Raw genomic sequence first — 20,382 nt, 5'->3', positions numbered from 1 at the left:
TGTCTGGCTTCGCACGGAAGGCCTTGTGGACATGACGACCCCCGGTTTCGGCTTCGGACGTAGTCCCTTCGAGGAGTTCGACGAGTTGATGTCCCGGTTCTTCGGGGGCACCGGGGGTGGTTCGCCGAGTCGGAGGGCGCAGCGGGTCGACATCGGGAGCCTGCTCTCGGAGCGGGCCCGGGAGCTGGTGGCCGACGCGCGGGACATCGCCGCCGTCGAAGGCAGCGAGGAGCTGGACGCCCGGCATCTGCTGGCCGCCGCCACCCGGCACGACTCCACCCGCCGGCTGCTCACCGAGGCGGGCGCGGACCCCGACCGGCTCAGGGAGCGGCTGCAGACCGCCGAGGGCGGTGGCGAGAAGAGCGAGCCCACCACGCTGACCCCGTCGGCCAAGCGCGCCCTGCTCGACGCCTACCAGCTCTCCCGCGCCGAGGGCTCCTCCTACATCGGCCCCGAGCACCTGCTGCGGGCGCTGGCCGCCAACCCCGAGTCGGCGGCCGGCCACCTGCTCAGCGAGAACGGCTGGGAGCCCGCCCGGCTGCCCGCCGCCGGCGGTGGCGAGGGCACGGCCGAGCGCAAGCGGCCCACCAGCACGCCCACCGTCGACGAGTACGGCCGCGACCTCACCGAGGACGCCCGCGCCGGCCGCCTCGACCCCGTGATCGGACGGGACGAGGAGGTCGAGCAGACCATCGAAGTCCTCTCCCGCCGCAGCAAGAACAACCCGGTCCTGGTCGGCGACCCGGGCGTCGGCAAGACCGCGATCGTCGAGGGCATCGCCCAGCGCATCGTCTCCGGCGACGTACCGAAGACGCTGGAGGGCAAGCGGCTGGTCTCCCTGGACCTGGCCGGCATGGTCGCGGGCACCAAGTACCGCGGCGAGTTCGAGGAGCGGCTGAAGAAGCTCCTCGACGAGGTGAGCGAGCACGGCGACGAACTGGTGCTGTTCCTCGACGAGTTGCACACCGTCGTCGGCGCGGGCGGAGGCGGCGAGGGCGCCATGGACGCGGGCAACATGCTCAAGCCCGCCCTCGCCCGCGGCGAGCTGCACCTGATCGGCGCCACCACCGTCGACGAGTACCGCAGGCACATCGAGAAGGACGCCGCCCTGGAGCGCCGCTTCGCCCCGATCCTGGTCGGCGAGCCGACCGTCGACGACACGGTGGAGATCCTGCGCGGCCTGCGCGACCGCTACGAGGCCCACCACCAGGTCCGTATCACCGACGAGGCGGTGGTCGCGGCGGCCGAGCTGTCCGACCGGTACATCACCTCCCGCTTCCTGCCGGACAAGGCGATCGACCTGATGGATCAGGCGGCGGCGCGGGTACGGCTGCGCGCCAAGACCCCGCTCGCCGACACCCGCGAGATCGAGGACCGCATCGCCGCCCTGAACCGGGAGAAGGACCAGGCGGTCGCCGACGAGGAGTACGAGCGCGCCAAGGAGCTGCGCGACCGCATCAAGGACACCGAGGCGGAGCTGACCGAGGCCGGTCAGGGCGAGGAGCAGGCGCCCAAGGTGACCGCCGAGGACATCGCCGAGGTCGTCTCCCGCACCACCGGCATCCCCGTCGCCCAGCTCACCGAGGAGGAGCGGGCCCGGCTGATGAAGCTGGAGGAGCACCTGCACCAGCGGGTCGTCGGCCAGGACGAGGCGATCACCGCGATCGCCCGCGCGGTGCGCCGCGCCCGCGCCGGCATGAGCGACCCGAACCGGCCCGTCGGCAGCTTCCTCTTCCTCGGCCCGACGGGCGTCGGCAAGACGGAGCTGGCCCGCGCCCTGGCCGCGGCGCTGTTCGGCGACGAACACCGCATGATCCGCCTGGACATGAGCGAGTTCCAGGAGCGGCACACGGTCTCCCGCCTGGTCGGCGCGCCTCCCGGGTACGTCGGCCACGAGGAGGCCGGCCAGCTCACCGAGGCCGTGCGCAGGCAGCCGTACGCCGTGGTGCTGCTGGACGAGGTGGAGAAAGCGCACCCGGACGTCTTCAACACGCTGCTGCAACTGCTGGACGACGGCCGGCTCACCGACTCCCAGGGCCGTACGGTCGACTTCAAGAACACCGTGATCATCATGACTTCGAACATCGGCGCCGACCGCATCCTGGCCGCGGGCGTGGACGACTACGCCAAGGTCCGGGAGGCCGTCATGCCGATCCTGGGGCAGCACTTCCGTCCCGAGTTCCTCAACCGGATCGACGAGATCATCGTCTTCCGCGGGCTCGACCGGACCCAGTTGCGGCAGATCGTCGAGCTCCTGCTCGAGCACACGCGGCGCCGGCTGCACGCGCAGGACGTGACCCTGGAGGTCACCGACGCGGCGGCCGACCTCCTGGCGAACATCGGGCACCAACCGGACTTCGGCGCGCGCCCGTTGCGCCGCACGATCCAGCGCGAGGTCGACGACCGGCTGGCGGACCTGCTGCTGTCGGGGGACCTGACGGCCGGGGACCACGCGGTGGTGGACGTGAAGGACGGGACGATCTCCATTCGGGCGGAACGAGGTGAGTCGACCGGGTAACGTCGGCAGACATGACAGCAGAGTCACCGGCACAGACCGTGCAACGCCTGCTCCCGCTGCTGGCCGAGGGGAAGAGTGCGGAGGCGGCGGCGCTGTTCGCCGACTCGGTGTCGTTCTCGATCCCGCATCCGCCCGGCATCCCGTGGGTCCCGGAGGTCGACTCGGCGGAGGGCATGCGGACGTTCTTCGAGCTGCTGCAGACCCACGTGCAGGGCAAGGAGTTCGACCTCCACCAGATCATCACCGACGGCGACGACGTGGTCCTCGTCGGCCGCATGGTCTCCGAGGTCCGCAAGACGGGCCGCGACATCGACACCGCATTCGCCCTCCACACCACGGTCCAGAACGGCCGCATCACCCGCTACCACCTGTACGAGGACACGTACGCGGTCGCCAGGGCCTACTACGACGACTGAGGGTTCAGGGGGCGCCGATTCGGGGGTGCGTCACCCCTCGGCCGGTCGGAGACCGAACGCCGGTCAGTCGGCATCAGCGCTCCTCTCGTCTGGGTGCCGCAGTCTGCTACGGCCAAGGGGGAAGTCAGGCGGGTGGGGCAGCCGTAAACCCCGTTGAGACTCGTCCTGCTCTCTTCTACGTTGGCCCGCGTGACGATCGAGGTGCCCTATCTGCCACTTCCGGTTCACCAGGCCGATGTGCGGTACGCCCACGGGCCCGACTCCGCCGTGCAGCCCGGGGTGCCCGTCGGCGAGACGGTCGCGTTCGACTGGGGTGACAGCGCCATCTACCCGGGAACGACACGGAAGTTCTGGGTGCATGTGCCCGCGCGGTACGACCCCTCGGAGCCCGCGGCGCTGATGGTGTTCCAGGACGGATGGTGGTACCTGGACCCCGAAGGGGAGGTCCGCGGTGCGATCGTTCTGGACAATCTCGTCCACCGCGGTGACATCCCGGTCACCGTCGGCGTGTTCGTCGACCCGGGTGCCTTCCCGGACGGTGCGGATCCCAAGAACCGCAACGCCGAGTACGACGCCTACGACGACCGGTACGTCAGCTTTCTCCTGACCGAGATCATCCCTGAGGTCACCAAGCGCTACTCCATCGCCGACGCCCCCGACCGCTGGGGCATCTGCGGGGGCAGCAGCGGCGGGAACTGCTCCTTCACCGCGGCGTGGCTGCGCCCGGACAAGTTCCGCCGGGTGATCGGGTACCTGTCCAGCTTCGCGCAGATGCCGGGCGGCAACCCGTACCCCGGACTCATCCCACGCGTGCCCCGCAAGCCGCTGCGCATCTTCCTGCAGGCGGGCCATCGCGACCTGCGCTGGAACGAGCCCGAGGCGAACTGGCTCGCCGACAACCTGCGCGTCGCGGCGGCGCTCGCAGAAGCCGGCTACGACTTCCGCCTTGTCCTCGGCGACGGCGGCCACAGCCCCAACCACGGCGGAGTCCTGCTTCCCGATGCCCTGCGCTGGCTCTGGCGGCCGGACGATCATCCGGGCCAACCGGGGGAGAAGAGGCGTGAGTGCCCGAGAGGAACACGCCCGTGACGGACACGACGACCTTCCTGCTCGAACGTCTCCACGCGGCCGGTCTGACCGATGTCGTCGACGTCGAGCCGGCCACCGGCGGCTTCGCCGCAACCGCCGGGCTCGCGCGCCGGGGTGACGGTACGTCGGTTTTCGTCAAGGCGTTCGGCGAGCCGCCGTCGGACGATGCCTTCGCCGCGGAGGCCGAAGGGCTCACCGTGCTGCGCGAGGCCGGCGGCATCGCCACCCCCGAGGTCATCCTCGCGGACCGCAACCTGCTCGTGCTGTCCCGGCTGCGGCCCCGGCCGGCCACGGAGCCCTTCTGGGAGCAGCTCGCGCATACGCTCGCCCACCTGCACTCCACCACCCGGCACGCCCGATTCGGGTGGCACCGGGACAACTGGCTGGGCCGTCGGCGGCAGGTCAACACCTGGCACGACGACGGATTCGAGTTCTTCGCCCGGCACCGCCTGCTGCGCTGGCTCGGCGAGCACCGTGTCCAGGCTGCGCTCGACGCCGCGGACCGGACGGCGCTGGAGCGGCTGTGCGACCGGCTGCCCGAGCTGCTGCCGGAACGGCCCGCGTGCCTGACGCACGGCGACCTGTGGGCGCTGAACGTGATGGCCACCCCCGGCGGACGTCCCGCGCTCATCGACCCGGCCGTGTCCTACACCTGGGCCGAGGTCGACCTGGCTCACCTGTGGACCACGGCGCCGCCGCCCGAGGCACGCGTGTTCTTCGAGCTGTACGCCGAGCTGACCGGGCTGGACCGCGGCTGGCGCGAACGGATGCCGATCCTTCAGCTACGCCAACACCTCGCCGTGATCGCCCAGTTCGATCCCGACTGGGGCGCCGCCGACGTCGTGCGCGCCACGCTCGCCCCGTTCCGGCGCCGAGCCTGATACGGCTCGGCGTTCCCGATGGAGCGCTGTGCCGTATCAGCACAGTTCGAGCGTGAGCAGGGGCTCGGCGAACTCGGGCGCCGGGGCGTCCGGGTCCGCGGCCACCGCCTGTTCCAGCCGGTCGAAGCCGGTCTGCAGCTCGTCGGGGCTGAGCTGGGCGAAGAACGACAGCGTGCGCAGGCGCAGTCGTGCGAGCATCTCGCCGCGGGTGCCCGCGGACGACTCGGTGACCGTGCCGAAGCCGGTGACGCGCCAACCGGCCGACGTGAACAGCGCGATGACTTCGTGCAGCGGTTGGAAGATCGCGGCGTCCGCCTCGTAGCCGCGGCGGAAGTACTCCAGCCACCACGGCCGCGGATGGTGGTCGCTGAAGTTCGTGCGCAGGAGCAGCCGCCCGCCGGTCCTGAGCACCCTGGCCAACTCCCGGACCGCCCGCGGCTTGTCCTGGACGTGATGCCAGGACCAGCCCAGCAGCGCGTAGTCGGCGCTGTCGGACGGCACCGGCATCTCCTCGGCGGTGCCCGGGAGATACCGCACTCCGGGATGCGGGGACCGCGTCTGCGCCACCTCGCGCATACGGTCCGACGGCTCGACGCCGACGACCGGCCCGAACGCTCCTGCCAGCGCGGGAGTGAACCTGCCGGTCCCCGAGCCGACGTCCAGCCCTGCCAGCGGCCGCCGTTCGGGCAACGCCTCCGCGAAGGCGCCGATCCATACCTGCAGTTGCTGCTGGGTGAGTGCGCGGCCGCGTGCGTAATCCTGATGCTGCTCGGTGTCGTAGTCGATCGACCTCATCGTCGCTCCCGTGTCAGTCGGACGAACTGGACGAACCCGAATCGGTCGGAAGCCGCCGCCTAGGACCGCGTCTCGGACCCGATCAGCCTGCGTGCCTGCTCGACCCACCCCGACACGGTCTTGGCGCCGCACTCGTCGGCGACCGTCTGCGCCTCGTCGAGGTGGCGGAAGGCCGTCGGCAGGTCGCCGGTCTCGGCCGCGAGGTAGGCCAGCGCCACCAGGCCCGCCGCCTCACCCGGCCGGAAGCCGATCTCGCGGCGCAGCGTCACCGACTCGGTCAACCGCTCGCGCGCCAGGTCGAGTTGACCCGCGTCCTTGTCGGCGAAGCCGAGGTGGCGGATCGCGTACGACATCGTCATCCGGTCGTCGACGGACTGGGCCAGCGCGTACGACCGCTCGAAGTACGGCCTGCCGGTGATGCCGTCGCCCTTCACCACCTGGTGCCAGCACCCGATCCAGAACAACGCGTCCGCCTCACCGGACACGTCCCCCAGCCGCCGGTACAACTCGGCCGCGCGCTCGAACAGTTCCAGTTCGCGGCCGTCCTCCTCGCGGTCGTTGAGGAAGCGCACGTGCAGCACCTTGCCGCGGGCCATCGACAGCGGTGCCTCGACCGCGTCCAGTTCCTCGTCGGATCGGTTCAGTGCGGACGCGTCCCCACGGAACATCGCCGCTTCGAAGAGCTCTCCCGCGCGTGCGACCCAGTCCTGCTCCTGCATGCCGTAACCCCTCCCCGTCGGACGATGGCCGTGCCGAGGCTAACTCCGTACCGCCGGCGGGTGGTGGGTATTTTCGCCGGTGATACTCAAGTGCCGTAAAATTAAGGAGAGTTGGGGCTGCTCGTGACTCCGTTGGCGGCGCGGGCCAGAACGGCCGCGGTCAGGGATCCCGCCTCGACCGCGTGGCCGGCGGTGCTGGGCAGGCAGCGGTGGTGCTCGCGGCTGAACTCGGTCATGACGACGCCCGCGTGATCGGTCGCGACCTCGTCGAGGGACGCCGGCCAGCCCTGTTCCAGGAGAGCCGTGTGCAGTTCCCGTGACCGCTCGGCGTCCACCACCGGATCGGCGGTGCCGTGCACCAGCCACACCGGTACGGGCGACGGCAGGTCACCGCCTCGCCGGAGGTCGTCGAGCGGAACGGTGCCGGTGGACGGCGCCGCCGATCCGTACGCACCGGCGACACCCACGACGGCGTAAGGCCGCCAGCCGTCGAAGGCCGCGGGACGCACGGCGACGCCCACCGCGGCCTTGCCACCCCGCGACCAGCCGCCGAGCACGATCCTCCCGGGATCCCCGCCGAACTCGGCCACGTGCTGCCGTACGAAGGCCGCCGACTCCCGCAGGTGAGTGCGCCCGCCGTCCGGAGCGTCGGGGCGCCAGTCCGGCACCAGTACGACGACGCCCAGCGCCGCCGCGGCACGGGCGACCGGCGCCAGCACGTCCCGTTCGTCCGGGCCGCGGCCGTGCCAGAGCAGCACCGCGGGCGCGGCATCCGGCGCGTCCGCAGGACGGTGGACGTCCATGGACTTGCCGCTGGGCCCGTAGACGAGCCCCGTGCTGACGACCACCTGCGCACCCATCGCGACTATGCCTTCCGCCAGACCGTCATGTCCGCCGTCAGGAAGCTGATCCCGGGCTTGTCCCACAGGGCCGTCGACTTCACCTGGACGACGAGCAGGGCGATGGCTCCGGAAGGGCCCCGGACGCAGATCTCGCTGCCGGGCGCCACGGCGGCCAGGGGGAGGCGGTGGGTGTCGGCGCCGGAGAGGGCGGAGCGGCACGAGTCGTAGGTGGCGCCCGGCTTGCTGTAGAGCAGGGTCAGGTCGCTGGTGTCGCTCTGCAGCGCGCAGCCGACCTGCTTGCAGTCGAAGCGGATGTCGCCCTTGCGGTTCTTGTGGGCGACCGGCTCTTCGAGGCTGAGCGAGGTCTTCTCGTCGAGCCATTGCTGGGGGTACGGCACGGGGCGCGGGGTCGCGGGCGCGGTGGGGGAGGGGCCCGACGATTCCGTGGACCGGGTGCCGGAGTCGGCGTCCGCGGCCGACGCGGAACCGCCCCCGGCACCGGATCCAGCCCCGGACCCGGACGATCGTGCGGACCCGGACGCTCCAGGACCCGGCGTCGTGGACGTGGCGGTGTGCCGGTAACGCTGCTCCTGCGCCATGCCGTGGAACATCCAGGTCAGCCCGGTCAGCAGCAGCGCGACCGCGACCACGGCGGCGGTCACCAGCGTGGTGCGTCTTCGGCGGGCCGAGCGTTCGCTCGGTGTCGTCGGCCGCCTCTGGAGCTGAGGCTGGGCGAGCAACGGCCGCCCGTGGGCGGGCACCGTCGGCGGTGCCGCGATCGTGTGCGTGCGCGTGGGGTCGGGGACCGGAGCGGGAACCGTCACCTCGGGCCCCGCGACCTCCCGCCACACGGCCGGGCCGCCGCCCGCGTCGGCGTCCCGCCCAAGCCGCTGCCGGCACCACTCGACGATCTCCGCCGGGGTGATGCGCTGCTCGGGTTCGGCGGCCAGGCACCGGGCGACGAGCGGACGCAACTGCTCGGGAAGCAGGGAGAGTTCGGGCTCGGAGTGGACGATGCGATAGAGGACGGTGGCCGAGGGGCCGTCCCCGTACAGCGGTCGGCCCAGGGCCGCGAACGCCGCGGTCTGACCGAGCGCGAACACATCGGTCGCGGCCGTGACCTCACCTGCCGTCGCCTGCTCGGGAGCCATGAACTGGGGCGTGCCGACGGCGGAGCCGGTGGCGGTGTGCCAGCTGGCGTCCGCGGCCAGCGAGATGCCGAAGTCGATCACACGCGGTCCGTCGGCGGCCAGCATCACGTTCGAGGGCTTGAGGTCGCGGTGCACGATGCCCGCGCCGTGGATGGCCTGCAGCGCCTCGGCCACCCCGGCCATCAGCCACAGCACCGCCGGCACCGGCAGCGGTCCGCGCCGGGTGACCGCCTCGGCCAGGGAGGGGCCGGGCACGTAGAGCGTGGCGAGCCAGGGTGGTCTGCCGTCCGCGTCGGCGTCGATCAGTTCGGCGGTGTACGCGCCCCTGACCCGCTGGGCCGCCTTGATCTCGCGGCCGAAGCGCCGCCGGAAGGCCGGGTCGTCGGCCAGCTCCGGCCGTACCACCTTGATCGCTACGGGCCGGCCGCCCTGTGTGTGCGAGAGGTAGACCCGCCCCATGCCACCGGCGCCGAGCCGCGCGGCCAGCCGGTAACCGGCCACCATGGGCGGATCGTCCACCTGCAACGGCTGGAACACCTTGGTGGCATTGTTCATCGGCCCTTGTTCCCCCCTTGTCCCCGTCTCCCCCGACAGGATGACCAACAAGAGCAGACTAAGGGTTGTGGTGTGCCTGGTGATCGGGGTGGGGCGTTACACGGCACCCCGCGCGATCAGGCTCTCCGCGCAGTCCAGGACCGTCTGCCGGGCCGGGCGTGGCTGCCAGCCGAGCAGGGTGCGTGCCTTCTCGGTGCTGTGCCGGTTGCGGCGGCCGAGCGCGGGGGTGATCTCCCGCAGGGACGGGTCGCGGAAGCGGGCCAGCAGGCGGATGACGAAGTCCGGGACCTCGCGGGTGGGCACCCGGCCGCCGTGCTCGCCGAGACCGTCGCGGAGCGTACGCGCCATGTCCGCCATCCACTGGAACTCCCCGGTGGCGAGGAAGCGTTGGCCCGCGGCCGCCGGTGACGTCATCGCCAGGATGTGCACGTCGACGAGGTCGCGCACGTCGACGATCTCCAGGCCGATCCGCGGGATGCCGGCCATCCCGCCGGTGATCATGCGGGCGACGATGCCGACGGAGCCGGTGGTGTCAGCCGTCAGGACCGGCCCGAAGACGGCGCCCGGCAGCACGGTGGCCAGTTCCGTCGGGCCGTCGTAGCTCTCCATGAAGTCCCAGGCCGCACGCTCGGCGAGGGTCTTGGAGCGGCGGTAGGGGATCAGTGTGGGGTCGCTCGGGTCGGTCCACAGCGTCTCGTCGGTGATGCCTTCGGTGGCGTACGAGGACGGGCTCGCGGCGTTCGCCGCCGAGGTCATCACCACGCGCCGTACGCCGGCCGCGGTGGCCGCGCGCAGGACGCGCAGTGTGCCGTCGCGGGCGGTGGCGACCAGCGCGACGGGACCGTCCGAGGAGAGGCCGAGCGGTGAGGCGACGTGCAGGACGTGGTCGACGTCCTTGAGTGCGGCCTCCCAGCCCGCGTCGGCGGTGAGGTCGGCGACCGCGAAGCTCAGGCGGCCGGCGGGGTCGACGGCGCTCGACACGGCCGCGGTGACCGACTGCTCACGGGCCGGCGAGCGGACCGTCGTGCGGACGTCGTAGCCGCGCCGCAGGAGCTCGGCGATCGTCCAGCCGGCGATGTAGCCGCTGCCTCCGGTGACCAGGACGAGTTCGGGCATGGCTGTCCTCCATGGACAGGGATGGGTGTGCCAGAATGAGGGAAACGGAGGGGTCTCCGTTCCGTCTCCCAACGTACCGGAGACCCCTCCGCTTCGCAATCCGAGCCGATCGGCCGCATGCCGCCGACCGCATCGGCGACCCCCGACCGATGGGACGACCCACCCCGTGAACCCGCCACCCTCCGCGAAGCCGACCCGGAAAGACGCGCTCGGCAACCGGGAACGGATCCTGGCCGTCGCCCGGGACGCCCTCGCCGTGTCGGGCTCCACCTCCCTCACCGCGATCGCCAAGCAGGCCGGCGTCGGCATCGGGACGCTCTACCGCCACTTCCCCACGCGCGAGGCCCTCGTGATGGAGATCTACCGTCACGACATCCAGCACCTGATCGACCGCGTGCCCGAGCTGCTGCGCGAGCATCCGCCGCTGGAGGCCCTGCGGTTCTGGTTCGACGAGGTGGCCCACTACGGGCGGCTCAAGTACGGCGTCGCCGAGGTCGTCCACGCGGCCACCAACGACGGCCGCGACGACGAGAACTACGCCCCCTTCGTCCGCGCCATCGCCCTCCTCCTCGAGGCCGGCGCCGCCGACGGCTCCCTCAAGCCCGGCCTCGACCCGGAGGACGTCCTGCTGCAGCTCGGCGTGCTGTGGCGGATCGACCCGGCCCGCGGCGGAGAGGAGCGGGTCCGGCGGATCCTCGTCCTCATCGTGGACGGGCTCAGGGCCGCGCCGGACGCCTGAACCGCCGGGCGGCCGAGCGGATCGACGGCCTCACGCCGGGTACGGCTCGGCCGCCCGGGCCGTCCGCAACGCGCTCGCCCACCAGGCCAGTTGGTCGAGCAGCGTCTTGGCGTAGCCGGCCGCCGCGTCGTCGAGGGGGCGGCCGTCCTGCCAGGTGGTGAAGTAGTTCGGGAAGGCGAGGCCGTCGCGGACGGTCACCGCGTGCAGCTCGGTCAGCACGTTCTCCAGGTGCAGCACGGCGTGCCGGCCGCCCGCCGCGCCGCCGTAGCTGACGAAGGCGACGGGCTTGGCCGTCCACTGGGTGAAGTGCCAGTCGATGGCCGCCTTCAGGGAGGCGGGGTAGCTGTGGTTGTACTCGGGTGTGACCACGACGAAGGCGTCCGCGCCCTCCAGGGCCGACGTCAGGGCCGCCATCCCGGCCGGGCGGGGGTAGGCGTCGCCCGCGTACTTCGGCGACGCGTCGGGCAGGGCCAACGGGATCTCCAGGTCGGCAAGGTCGACGATCGCGACGTCGAACCCCCCGTGTTCGGCGGCCTGTTCGGCCACCCACGAGGACACCACCGGGCCGAACCGGCCGTCCCGGACGCTTCCGACGATGATCACCAGCTTGTGCGTGTTCTTGTCCACGCCCTTCGTGTTCTTGTCCATGTCCACCACCCTCCGGCCGCCCCGCGACCCCAGCCAGACCGTGCTGAGGCTGGCCCCGACAGGGCCACGCTGAGCCGTCCCCGACCGGCGGGCGTCGGCTTAGGCTTCCGGTATGGGAACGCCGCTGGGGGATTTCGTCCGGACCAAGCGCGACAGCATCCAGCCGGAGTCGCTGGGACTGCCGAGCCACGGCCGCCGCCGCTCACCCGGGCTGCGCCGCCAGGACCTCGCCACCCGGGCGGGCATCAGCGTCGAGTACCTGACCCGCCTGGAGCAGGGACGCGACCGCAACCCGTCCGTGGCCGTGGTGAACGCGCTCGCCGACGCGCTCAGCCTCGACGCGGCCGAACGCAACCACCTGCGCTACCTCGCGAAGATCAGCGGCGGTGAATGCGCCGCGTACGCCCAGCCCGCACCGCCGCGCCGCAAGGTGCGGCCCGCCGTCCTGGAGACCCTGCGCCTGCTCGAACCGGGCATCGCCATGGTCACCAACCGGCTCGGCGACGTCCTCGCCCACACCAGCGACTACGAGTCCGTCATGAGCGCCTCCGGACTCCTCGACCGGGAGGACCCGAACCTCACCCGCCACCTGTTCACCGACCCCCGCGCCCGGACGTTCTTCGCCGACTGGGACGAGGTCGCCGACCAGCAGGTCTTCGACCTGTGGCTGGCGCCGTCCGTGGAGAACTCCGAGTGGTTCACCAGCGAGCTCGCGCCCGTCGCCGGGCCCGAGTTCACGCGCCGGCTGAACCGGCATGTGGTCCCGCACCTGGAAGCCCTCCGGATCGTCCATCCATCCGCGGGCGAACTGCGGTTCGACCGTGAGGTCCTCGAACTCACCGCGGACGGGCAGCAGTTGGTGGTGCTGCTGCCGGCGGACGAGCAGACGGCCCGGGCGGTCGGGCAACTCCGCCGTCCTCAGGCCCGGTTGCGGGCGATCTCGTAGAACCCGTGGATCCCGTGGGACGTGCGGAAGAGGACGACCCTCACCACAGGCGGGCCAGGCGCCGGTACGAGTCCAGCAGCGCCCTACGGTCGTACGTGCTCGTCGTCACCAGCACCTCCTGCGCCCCCGTCTCCTTCAGCACCGTCTCCAGCTCGTGCGCGACCTGTTCCTCGGTGCCCGCGACGTGGCCGGCGAGACCGGACTCGTAGAAGCCGCGCTCCTTGTCCGTCATGGCCAGGTCCTCGACGCGCTCGGCGGGCGGGAGGGGCGGGAAGGTGCCGTGGGTGCGGGAGTACGCCATCGACCAGGCCTCCGGGACCAGCAGTCGCCGCGCCTCCTGCGGTGTGGCGGCCACGGCGACCGTGCCGGAGATGACGACGTACGGCTCGCCCGCCCAGGGGGAGGGCCGGAAGTGGGTGCGGTAGTGGTCGATGCCGCGCTGCATCTTCTCGCGGTTGCGCAGGTCGCCGATGACCATGGGCAGGCCCGCGCGGGCGGCGATCGCGGCGCCCTCGCCCATGGCCAGGACGAACGGCGGCACGGTCAGGCCCTCGGCGGGGCGCGCGTGCACCCCCGTCGGCGAGGTTCCGCGGAACCAGCCGAGCAGCCCGTGCAGCTGCGCCTCGAAGTCCTCGGCGTCGTCCTTGTCCCGGCCCAGCGCCTTGCGCACCCCGCCGGTGAACCCGACGGACCGCCCGAGCCCCATGTCGATCCGCCCGGGGAAGAGGGACTCCAGCACCCCGAACTGCTCGGCCACGACGAGGGGTTGGTGATTGGGCAGCATCACGCCGCCGGTGCCGACGCGGATCGAACGCGTCGCCCCGGCGACGGCTGCCGCCAGCACGGTCGGCGCGGACCCGGCGACCCCGGGCACCCCGTGATGCTCCGAGACCCAGACGCGGTGGTAGCCCAGCGCCTCCAGCTCCTGGGCCAGCCCCACGGTGTCCCGCAGCGCCTCCGCATCGGTGTGCCCCTCGCGCGTACGGGAGCGGTCGAGGACGGAGAAGCGGGTCTGGGCGATCACGGAGCTCATACATCCTTCAACACCTGACGGCCCGCAGGATTCCGCACGGGCGCCGACCAGGGTCCCGGCGGGCGGGAGGACCGGTTGCTAGCGTGTACGCGTCACGGTCGGCACGACGTCTGGGAGCAAGCCTGTGAGTGACTGGCCGCTGACCAAGACCTTCCGCAGCGCCTCGGGCGACGTCCGCTGGGACACGCTCGGCGAGCCGGGGCGGGACGCCGTCGTCCTCTGCCACGGCACGCCCTTCTCCTCGTACGTCTGGCGGGCGGTCGCCCGTTCGCTCGCCCGGCGTCACCAGGTGTTCGTCTGGGACATGCCCGGCTACGGCGCCTCGCAGATGACCGCCGGGCAGGACGTCTCCCTGGCCGCCCAGGGCCGGGTCTTCACCGAGCTCCTGGCGCACTGGGGCCTGACGGAACCGCTCGTGGTGGCGCACGACTTCGGCGGCGCCGTGTCCCTGCGCGCCCACCTGCTGCACGGGGCGCGCTACCGGGCCCTCGCGCTCGTCGACCCGGTCGCGCTGATGCCCTGGGGCTCGCCGTTCTTCCGGCTGGTCGGCGCGCACGCCGACGTCTTCGAGCAGCTGCCGCCCGCCCTGCACGGCGCCCTGGTGCGCGAGTACGTCGGCTCGGCGAGCAGCCGCGGCCTGCACCCCGCCGTGCTGGAGCGGCTCGTCGCCCCCTGGCTCGGCGACCCGGGCCAGGCGGCCTTCTACCGGCAGATCGCCCAGGCCGACCAGCGCCACACCAACGAAGTGCAGCACCGCTACGGCGAGATCGGCATCCCCACGCTGGTCTGCTGGGGCCAGGAGGACACCTGGATCCCGCCGGCCAAGGGGCACGAACTCGTCGCCCGCATCCCGGGTGCGCGCCTGGAGCCGATCGCCGGCGCCGGTCACCTCGTCCAGGAGGACGCCCCGGCCGAACTCACCGCCGCGCTGCTGGCCTTCGTCGACCAGCAGGCCGGCTGACCGCTGTCTAGGGTGGCCGTGTGACCGACAGCAGCAAGCGCCCCCTCGCCGTGTTCGACCTGGACAACACGCTCGCCGACACGGCCCACCGGCAGCGGTTCCTGGAGCGCACACCGCGCGACTGGGCCGCGTTCTTCGCCGCCGCACCGGCCGACCCGCCGATCCCCGAGGGCATCGCGCTGGCCCTGGAGAGCGCCAAGGAGTGCGAGGTCGTCTACCTCACCGGCCGGCCCGAGCGCTGCCGCCGCGACACGCTCGGCTGGCTCGCCGCGCAGGGGCTGCCCGAGGGCCGGGTGCACATGCGGCGCAACGACGACCGCAGGCCCGCCCGCCGCACCAAGCTGGAGATCCTGCGCCGCCTCGCCCGCGACCGGGACGTGCGCGTGCTCGTGGACGACGACGAGCTGGTGTGCGACGACGCCGAGCGGGCCGGCTTCCGCGTCGTACGGGCACGCTGGACGGCCCCGTCCGCCGCGCTCAGGACGGCGCAGGAGGGGGAGGGGCGGACCTGAGCCGGGGCAGATGCCTGAGCCGGGGCCGGCCGCCGATCCGTCGGCGGCCGGCCCCTCGGCGTCTCGGTCGTGCGTGCCTCAGCTGTCCTCGTCCAGCCGGAACCCCACCTTCAGACCGACCTGCCAGTGCGCGACCTGCCCCTCCTCGATCTGGCCCCTGACCTGGGTGACCTCGAACCAGTCCAGGTTGCGCAGGGTCTGCGAGGCACGGGCGAGGCCGTTGCGGATGGCCTGGTCGACGCCGTCGGGCGATGTGCCGACGATCTCCGTGACCCGGTAGGTGTGGTTGGACATGCCGGTGCTCCTCTCCGCCGTGACACCTGTGTCACACGTCACTCCACCGTGCCCCAAGGCGCGGCGGAGCGCGACATGTCCGACCGACCGGTGACCGTCAGGGCTTCCGGGCCAGGCCGCCGTGCTCGCCGATGACTTCCGGAGCCGGGTTGTCGGCCTCCGGACGCCACAGCGGGACCGACACGACACCGGGCTCGACGAGCTCCAGACCGTCGAAGTACGCCGTGATCTCGTCGACCGTGCGCAGGTTGTAGGGGACGGCCCCGCTCTCGTTGTAGGCGTCCTGCGCCTGCTCGAAGACCGGGTCGATGCCCCGCGAGCCGTCGTTGATCGACAGGTAGCTGCCCGAGGGCAGCGCGTCCATCAGCCGGGTCACGATGGAGCGCGCGTCCTTGTAGTCGCCGACGTGGCCCAGGATGTTGCTGAGGATCAGCGCCGTGGGGCGGCTGAAGTCCAGCGTCTCGGCCGCGGCGGCCAGGATGCGGTCCGGGTCCGTCACGTCGGCGTCGACGTAGGCCGTCGCCCCCTCGCGCGAGGAGTAGAGCAGCGCGCGGGCGTGGGAGAGGACCATCGGGTCGTTGTCGACGTAGACGATCCGCGCCTCGGGTGCCAGCCGCTGGGCCACCTCGTGCGTGTTGTTGGCGGTCGGCAGGCCCGTCCCGATGTCCAGGAACTGCCGTATCCCGGCCTCATTGATCAGGTAGGTGATGTTGCGTCGCAGGAAGGCGCGGCTGCTGCGGGCGATGGTGACGATGCCGGGGAACACGGCGGTGTACGCGTCTCCGGCCTCCTCGTCGACCGGGTAGTTGTCCTTGCCGCCCAGCCAGTAGTTCCAGATCCGGGCCGAGTGCGGCACCGACGTGTCGATCTTCGAGTGGGCCGCAGGTCCGTGCGTCGTCTCAGGGTCCGTCATGCGTGGCGTCCGTCTTTCAGCCGAGGCGTCGTTGAATGCTTCCACGCATAACCTATTGGCCAACGCCCTCGTCCCATAGACCAGTTCGCCCTGCAATTGCATTTCGCCGGCGGCCGGCGGGGCGATCCGGCTCAGTCCTCGCGCGTCCACGAGCCGAGCACCATCAGCGTCCTGGTGCCGATGACCTTGCCCGAGCCGCGCAGCCGGTCGATGACCTCCTGCAGATGGTTGATGTCGCGCACCCGCATGTGGACCAGGGCGTCCAGGTCACCGGCGATGGTGAACACCGCCTGCACCTCGGGGGTGCGGGTCGTGCTGGCGAGGATGTCCTTGATGCTGGTGGTGCCGGCGTAGCGGAGCTCGGTGAACGCCTCGATGCCCCAGCCGAGTTTGGCGTGGTCGACCTGGACGGTGAAGCCCGTGATGACCCCGGCCTCGCGCATGCGGTCGATCCTGCGCTTCACCGCCGCCACGGACAGGCCGACCTCGGGGGCCATCTCCGAGAACGTGCGCCGCCCGTCCGCCTGGAGCAGACGCAGCAGCCGGTGATCCGTCTCGTCCAGTTCGTACGGCGCCATCGCCACCCCTTCCTCGGCCTGCGGTGACGCAATGGAATCAAGCAAGTCGGCCCCTGTCCATGAGTTCTTTGCGTCTTCGGGGTATTTCGTCTCGCAGGTCTTGCGTCGACCGTCGCCCGGTTGTGTGCTGTGCCCCACTTCTGCTCCCCGGATCCAATGGAGGAACTCGTGAGCGTCCCGGTCGTCTCCTCGTCGCTCGACGCCAAGTACACGGCCGACGACGGGCGTGCCCTGATGTCAGGGGTGCAGGCGCTGGTGCGGCTCACGCTGGAGCAGCGGCGCCTCGACCGGGAGCGGGGCCTGGACACCCGCGTCTTCGTCTCCGGATACCAGGGCTCCCCGCTGGGCGGCGTCGACCTGGAGATGGGCCGCGCGGCACAGTTCCTCGACGAGGCCGGAGTGGTCTTCAAGGCCGGCCTGAACGAGGAACTGGCCGCCACCGCGGTTGGCGGAACCCAGCTGCTCGGGCAGCTGCCGGGAGCCCGCCACGAGGGCGTCACCGGGTTCTGGTACGGCAAGAACCCCGGCCTGGACCGGGCCGCGGACGCCATCCGGCATGCGACGATGGCCGGCACCGCGCCGCTCGGCGGGGCGGTCGCCTGGATCGGGGACGACCCGGACTGCAAGTCCTCCACGCTGCCCAGCTCGTGCGAGGCGATGTGCCAGAGCCTCTACCTGCCGCTGCTCGCGCCCGGATCGGTGCGCGAACTCATCGACTACGGCCTGCACGCCGTCGCCCTGTCCCGGGCCGCGGGCCTCTGGACCGCCCTGAAGATCGTCTCCGACGTCGCGGACTCCTCGGCGACCGTCGACCTGGGCGACCTCGGCCGCGACGTTCCCGTGCCCGAACGCCGCCCGGCCGGCAAGCCGCCCGTGCTGGTCGGGCCCGCCGCGCTGGACGCCGAACAGGACCTGCTGACCCGCCGGCTGGACATCGCCCGCGCCTACGCCCGCGAGCACCGCCTCAACCGCGTCGTCGCCTCCGCCCGCCGGGCGACGCTCGGCATCCTCGCCTCCGGAACCACCTTCGCCGTGGTGCGCCGGGCGCTGAGCGATCTCGGCATCGACGAGGCCGAGACGGAGCGGCTCGGCATCCGCCTCATCGCGCTGGGCATGCCCTACCCGCTGGACGGCGACCACCTGGCGGAGCTGACCGAGGGCCTGGAGCGCCTGCTGGTCGTGGAGGACAAGACCGACTTCCTGGAGGGCCACCTCAAGCAGGCCCTCTACGGCCGGCCCGGCGCACCGGCCGTCCTCGGCCGCCGCGACGCGAGCGGCCGTACGCTGCTGCCGGTCCGCGGCACCCTCAAGGCCGACGAGGTGGCCCGGGCGATGGCCCGCGTCATCGGCGCCGAACGCCTGCCGGGCCGGGCCGCGGCGCTCGTGGGGCAGCCGCGCCCGTCAGGGCTGCGCATGCTGCCGCTCGTCGCCGCCCGCACCCCGTTCTTCTGCTCCGGCTGCCCGCACAACCTCTCCACCCGTACCACCGAGGACACCCTGGTCGGCGTCGGGATCGGCTGCCACGCCATGGTCGCCCTCGACGGCAGCGGCATGCGCGGCCACCAGATCGGCGTGACGCAGATGGGCGGTGAGGGCGCGCAGTGGTTCGGCCTGGCCCCCTTCACCGACGACCGGCACTTCGTGCAGAACCTCGGCGACGGCACCTTCCACCACTCCGGCTCGCTCGCCGTGCGCGCCGCCGTCGCGGCCGGCGTGACCATGACCTACAAGCTCCTCTACAACGAGGCCGTCGCCATGACCGGCGGGCAGAGCGTCGAAGGGCGCCTCGACGTCGTCGCGCTCACCCGGCTCCTCGCCCTGGAGGGCGTGCGGCGGATCGTCATCACGACGCCCGAGCCGCGCACCTACCGCGGGACCCGCCTCGACGTGCGGGCCAGTGTGCGCCATCGCGACGACCTCGCCGACGTGGAACGCGAACTGGCCGCCGTCAAGGGCGTCACGGTGCTGATCCACGACGACCGCTGCGCCGCCGAGGAGCGCCGGATGCGCAAGCGCGGCCTGCTGCCGACGCCGGCCGAGAAGGTCGTGGTCAACGAGCGGGTCTGCGAGGGCTGCGGCGACTGCGCCGAGCAGTCCACCTGCCTCTCGGTGCAGCCCGTCGAGACCGAGTTCGGCAGCAAGACCCGTATCCACCAGCCGTCCTGCAACTCCGACCTGAGCTGTCTGAAGGGCGACTGCCCCTCCTTCCTGCTGGTCGAACCGGGCACCTCGGCCGGCTCCGCACCCGCCCGGCTGCCCGAACCGCCCGCCTCCCTGGCCGAGCCGGAGCGCCGCTTCACCGACCACGAGATCGTCCTGCGCATGCCCGGCATCGGCGGCACCGGCGTCGTCACCGTCTCCCAGATCCTGCAGATGGCAGCCCACCTGGACGGACTGTACGCCGCGGGCCTGGACCAGACAGGGCTGGCGCAGAAGGGCGGCCCCGTCGTCAGCGACGTCCGCATCGGCAAGGACCCCGTCGACGGCGCGGTGCGCGCCTCAGGCACCGGCGTCGACGTCCTCATCGGCTACGACCTGCTCGGCGCCGCGTCCGACCCCACCCTGACCGCATGCTCGCCCGAGCGGACGGTCGCCGTCGTCAACACGGCCGTCGTGCCCACCGCCACCATGATCACCCGGCAGGTCGCCGTGCCCGGCGGTCCGCAGGACGCACTCGACAAGATCGCGTCGGCGACCCGTTCCGAGGCGCTGCTCCCGCTGGACGCCCAGGGTCTGGCGGAGCGGCTCTTCGGCGACCACATGCCGGCCAACATGCTGCTGCTCGGCGCGGCCTACCAGCACGGCTGCCTGCCCGTCGGGGCGGCGGCGGTGGAACGCGCCATCGAGCTCAACGGCGCCTCCGTGGCGAAGAACCTGGCCGCCTTCCGCTGGGGACGCACGGCGGTGCTGGACCCCGAGGCCGTACGGCGGGCCGCCGCCCCGCAGGAACAGGCCCCGCGCAGCACCACCTTGGAGGAGGCGGTCGCCCTCCGCGCCGACGACCTCACCGACTACCAGAACGGCGCCTACGCGGACCGCTACCGTCAGGCGGTCGAGGCCGTCACCCGCCGCGCCACCGAGCGCGCGGGGGAGGGCGACGCCCGGCGGATCGCGCACGCCTTCGCCACCTCACTGCACCAGCTGATGGCGTACAAGGACGAGTACGAGGTGGCCCGCCTGCACCTCGACCCGGCCGAACAGGCCCGTATCCGGGCCGAGTTCGGCACGGACGCCAAGGTCTCCGTCATGCTGCACCCGCCCGTCCTGCGCGCCCTGGGCATGAACCGCAAGATCCGCCTGCGCCGCACCAGCGGTCCCGCCTTCCGTGCCCTGCGGGCCGCCCGCCGGCTGCGCGGCACCCCGCTGGACCCCTTCGCGCTCGCGGCAGTGCGCCGTACGGAACGCGGCCTGGTCACGCAGTACCAGCAGCTGATGCGCGAGGCCCTGGACCGGCTCACCCCGGACAACGCCGACACGGTCGTGCGCATCGCCGAACTCCCGCAGTCCATCCGGGGTTACGAGGACATCAAGATGGCGCGGGTGGAGGAGTACCGCGAGCAGGCCCGCGAGGCGCTGCGTGCGCTGGACAGTTGAGCGCGCGATGTCGAAGCCGTACCGCCGGGGCTTCTCATTTCAGTTGTTGCGCAAGCGTGGGAACCGCGGTGGCCGGATCCGG

General features: G+C 72.1%; 19 protein-coding genes. 9 read left to right on the top strand and 10 right to left on the bottom strand.

Features of this window, described 5'->3' with window-relative positions:
• Positions 1–31: 31 nt before the first annotated feature.
• The 4 genes from ACFU97_RS15115 to ACFU97_RS15100 all read left to right on the top strand — a co-directional run bounded on the left by ACFU97_RS15115 (position 32) and on the right by ACFU97_RS15100 (position 4,904).
• The gene (locus tag ACFU97_RS15115) at positions 32–2,518 is read left to right on the top strand and encodes an ATP-dependent Clp protease ATP-binding subunit (protein WP_384255781.1); all 2,487 of its coding nucleotides are present in this window, start codon (positions 32–34) and stop codon (positions 2,516–2,518) included.
• An 11-nt stretch (positions 2,519–2,529) separates the two neighbouring features.
• Positions 2,530–2,934, top strand: coding sequence for a nuclear transport factor 2 family protein (locus ACFU97_RS15110; protein ID WP_384255778.1), 405 nt, complete (start codon positions 2,530–2,532; stop codon positions 2,932–2,934).
• Positions 2,935–3,123: 189 nt separating this feature from the next.
• Positions 3,124–4,023: an alpha/beta hydrolase gene (locus tag ACFU97_RS15105; protein ID WP_384255775.1), complete on the top strand. Its 900-nt coding sequence runs from the start codon at positions 3,124–3,126 to the stop codon at positions 4,021–4,023.
• Complete coding sequence (locus ACFU97_RS15100) at positions 4,020–4,904, top strand: fructosamine kinase family protein (protein WP_384255772.1); 885 nt, start codon at positions 4,020–4,022, stop codon at positions 4,902–4,904. The genes ACFU97_RS15105 and ACFU97_RS15100 overlap by 4 nt, the downstream gene beginning before the upstream one ends.
• A 36-nt stretch (positions 4,905–4,940) precedes the next feature.
• Here the strand turns inward: ACFU97_RS15100 and ACFU97_RS15095 are convergent, their stop codons facing one another.
• From ACFU97_RS15095 to ACFU97_RS15075, 5 genes are all read right to left on the bottom strand, one after another.
• Positions 4,941–5,699 carry a class I SAM-dependent methyltransferase gene (locus ACFU97_RS15095; protein ID WP_384255769.1) on the bottom strand — a complete coding sequence of 253 codons (759 nt, stop codon included), beginning with the start codon at positions 5,697–5,699 and terminating at the stop codon, positions 4,941–4,943.
• Between the two features lie 59 nt (positions 5,700–5,758).
• On the bottom strand, positions 5,759–6,418 hold the full coding sequence (locus ACFU97_RS15090) for a tetratricopeptide repeat protein (RefSeq protein ID WP_384255766.1): 660 nt from the start codon (positions 6,416–6,418) through the stop codon (positions 5,759–5,761).
• A gap of 101 nt (positions 6,419–6,519) precedes the next feature.
• Positions 6,520–7,278, bottom strand: coding sequence for an alpha/beta hydrolase (locus ACFU97_RS15085; protein WP_384255764.1), 759 nt, complete (start codon positions 7,276–7,278; stop codon positions 6,520–6,522).
• Positions 7,279–7,283: 5 nt separating this feature from the next.
• Entirely contained in the window at positions 7,284–8,966 is a 1,683-nt protein-coding gene (locus ACFU97_RS15080) for a serine/threonine-protein kinase (protein ID WP_384255761.1), read from the bottom strand.
• A gap of 96 nt (positions 8,967–9,062) precedes the next feature.
• Positions 9,063–10,082, bottom strand: a complete 1,020-nt coding sequence (locus tag ACFU97_RS15075; RefSeq protein WP_384255759.1) for an NAD-dependent epimerase/dehydratase family protein — start codon at positions 10,080–10,082, stop codon at positions 9,063–9,065.
• Between the two features lie 166 nt (positions 10,083–10,248).
• Here ACFU97_RS15075 and ACFU97_RS15070 point away from each other — a divergent pair, with 166 nt between their 5' ends.
• Positions 10,249–10,821, top strand: coding sequence for a TetR/AcrR family transcriptional regulator (locus tag ACFU97_RS15070; protein WP_384255757.1), 573 nt, complete (start codon positions 10,249–10,251; stop codon positions 10,819–10,821).
• Positions 10,822–10,851: 30 nt separating this feature from the next.
• Here the strand turns inward: ACFU97_RS15070 and ACFU97_RS15065 are convergent, their stop codons facing one another.
• Entirely contained in the window at positions 10,852–11,469 is a 618-nt protein-coding gene (locus tag ACFU97_RS15065) for an NADPH-dependent FMN reductase (protein WP_384255754.1), read from the bottom strand.
• A 112-nt stretch (positions 11,470–11,581) separates the two neighbouring features.
• Between ACFU97_RS15065 and ACFU97_RS15060 the strand changes: the two genes are divergently transcribed.
• Entirely contained in the window at positions 11,582–12,415 is an 834-nt protein-coding gene (locus ACFU97_RS15060; RefSeq protein ID WP_384255752.1) for a helix-turn-helix domain-containing protein, read from the top strand.
• 40 nt (positions 12,416–12,455) lie between these two features.
• Here ACFU97_RS15060 and ACFU97_RS15055 read toward each other — a convergent pair whose 3' ends face one another.
• Positions 12,456–13,448, bottom strand: coding sequence for an LLM class flavin-dependent oxidoreductase (locus ACFU97_RS15055; RefSeq protein ID WP_384255750.1), 993 nt, complete (start codon positions 13,446–13,448; stop codon positions 12,456–12,458).
• Positions 13,449–13,572: 124 nt separating this feature from the next.
• Here ACFU97_RS15055 and ACFU97_RS15050 point away from each other — a divergent pair, with 124 nt between their 5' ends.
• Both ACFU97_RS15050 and ACFU97_RS15045 read left to right on the top strand, forming a co-directional pair.
• Positions 13,573–14,409 carry an alpha/beta fold hydrolase gene (locus tag ACFU97_RS15050; RefSeq protein ID WP_384255748.1) on the top strand — a complete coding sequence of 279 codons (837 nt, stop codon included), beginning with the start codon at positions 13,573–13,575 and terminating at the stop codon, positions 14,407–14,409.
• Between the two features lie 20 nt (positions 14,410–14,429).
• On the top strand, positions 14,430–14,921 hold the full coding sequence (locus ACFU97_RS15045; RefSeq protein WP_384255745.1) for a hypothetical protein: 492 nt from the start codon (positions 14,430–14,432) through the stop codon (positions 14,919–14,921).
• A gap of 78 nt (positions 14,922–14,999) precedes the next feature.
• On the opposite strand, the gene ACFU97_RS15040 is transcribed toward ACFU97_RS15045, so the two are convergent.
• From ACFU97_RS15040 to ACFU97_RS15030, 3 genes are all read right to left on the bottom strand, one after another.
• Positions 15,000–15,215, bottom strand: coding sequence for a dodecin (locus ACFU97_RS15040; RefSeq protein WP_384255742.1), 216 nt, complete (start codon positions 15,213–15,215; stop codon positions 15,000–15,002).
• A gap of 97 nt (positions 15,216–15,312) precedes the next feature.
• Positions 15,313–16,128, bottom strand: coding sequence for an SAM-dependent methyltransferase (locus ACFU97_RS15035; protein ID WP_384255740.1), 816 nt, complete (start codon positions 16,126–16,128; stop codon positions 15,313–15,315).
• A gap of 131 nt (positions 16,129–16,259) precedes the next feature.
• On the bottom strand, positions 16,260–16,751 hold the full coding sequence (locus ACFU97_RS15030; RefSeq protein ID WP_384255737.1) for an Lrp/AsnC family transcriptional regulator: 492 nt from the start codon (positions 16,749–16,751) through the stop codon (positions 16,260–16,262).
• Positions 16,752–16,874: 123 nt separating this feature from the next.
• On the opposite strand from ACFU97_RS15030, the gene ACFU97_RS15025 reads away from it, so the two are divergent.
• Positions 16,875–20,300, top strand: a complete 3,426-nt coding sequence (locus ACFU97_RS15025) for an indolepyruvate ferredoxin oxidoreductase family protein (RefSeq protein WP_384255735.1) — start codon at positions 16,875–16,877, stop codon at positions 20,298–20,300.
• Positions 20,301–20,382 lie beyond the last annotated feature (82 nt).

This window comes from Streptomyces sp. NPDC057616 (genome assembly GCF_042800575.1).
Classification (GTDB): Bacteria; Actinomycetota; Actinomycetes; order Streptomycetales; family Streptomycetaceae; genus Streptomyces.
Note: the sequence above shows the minus strand (reverse complement) of the source record. Positions and strands in the feature narration are given on the sequence as shown.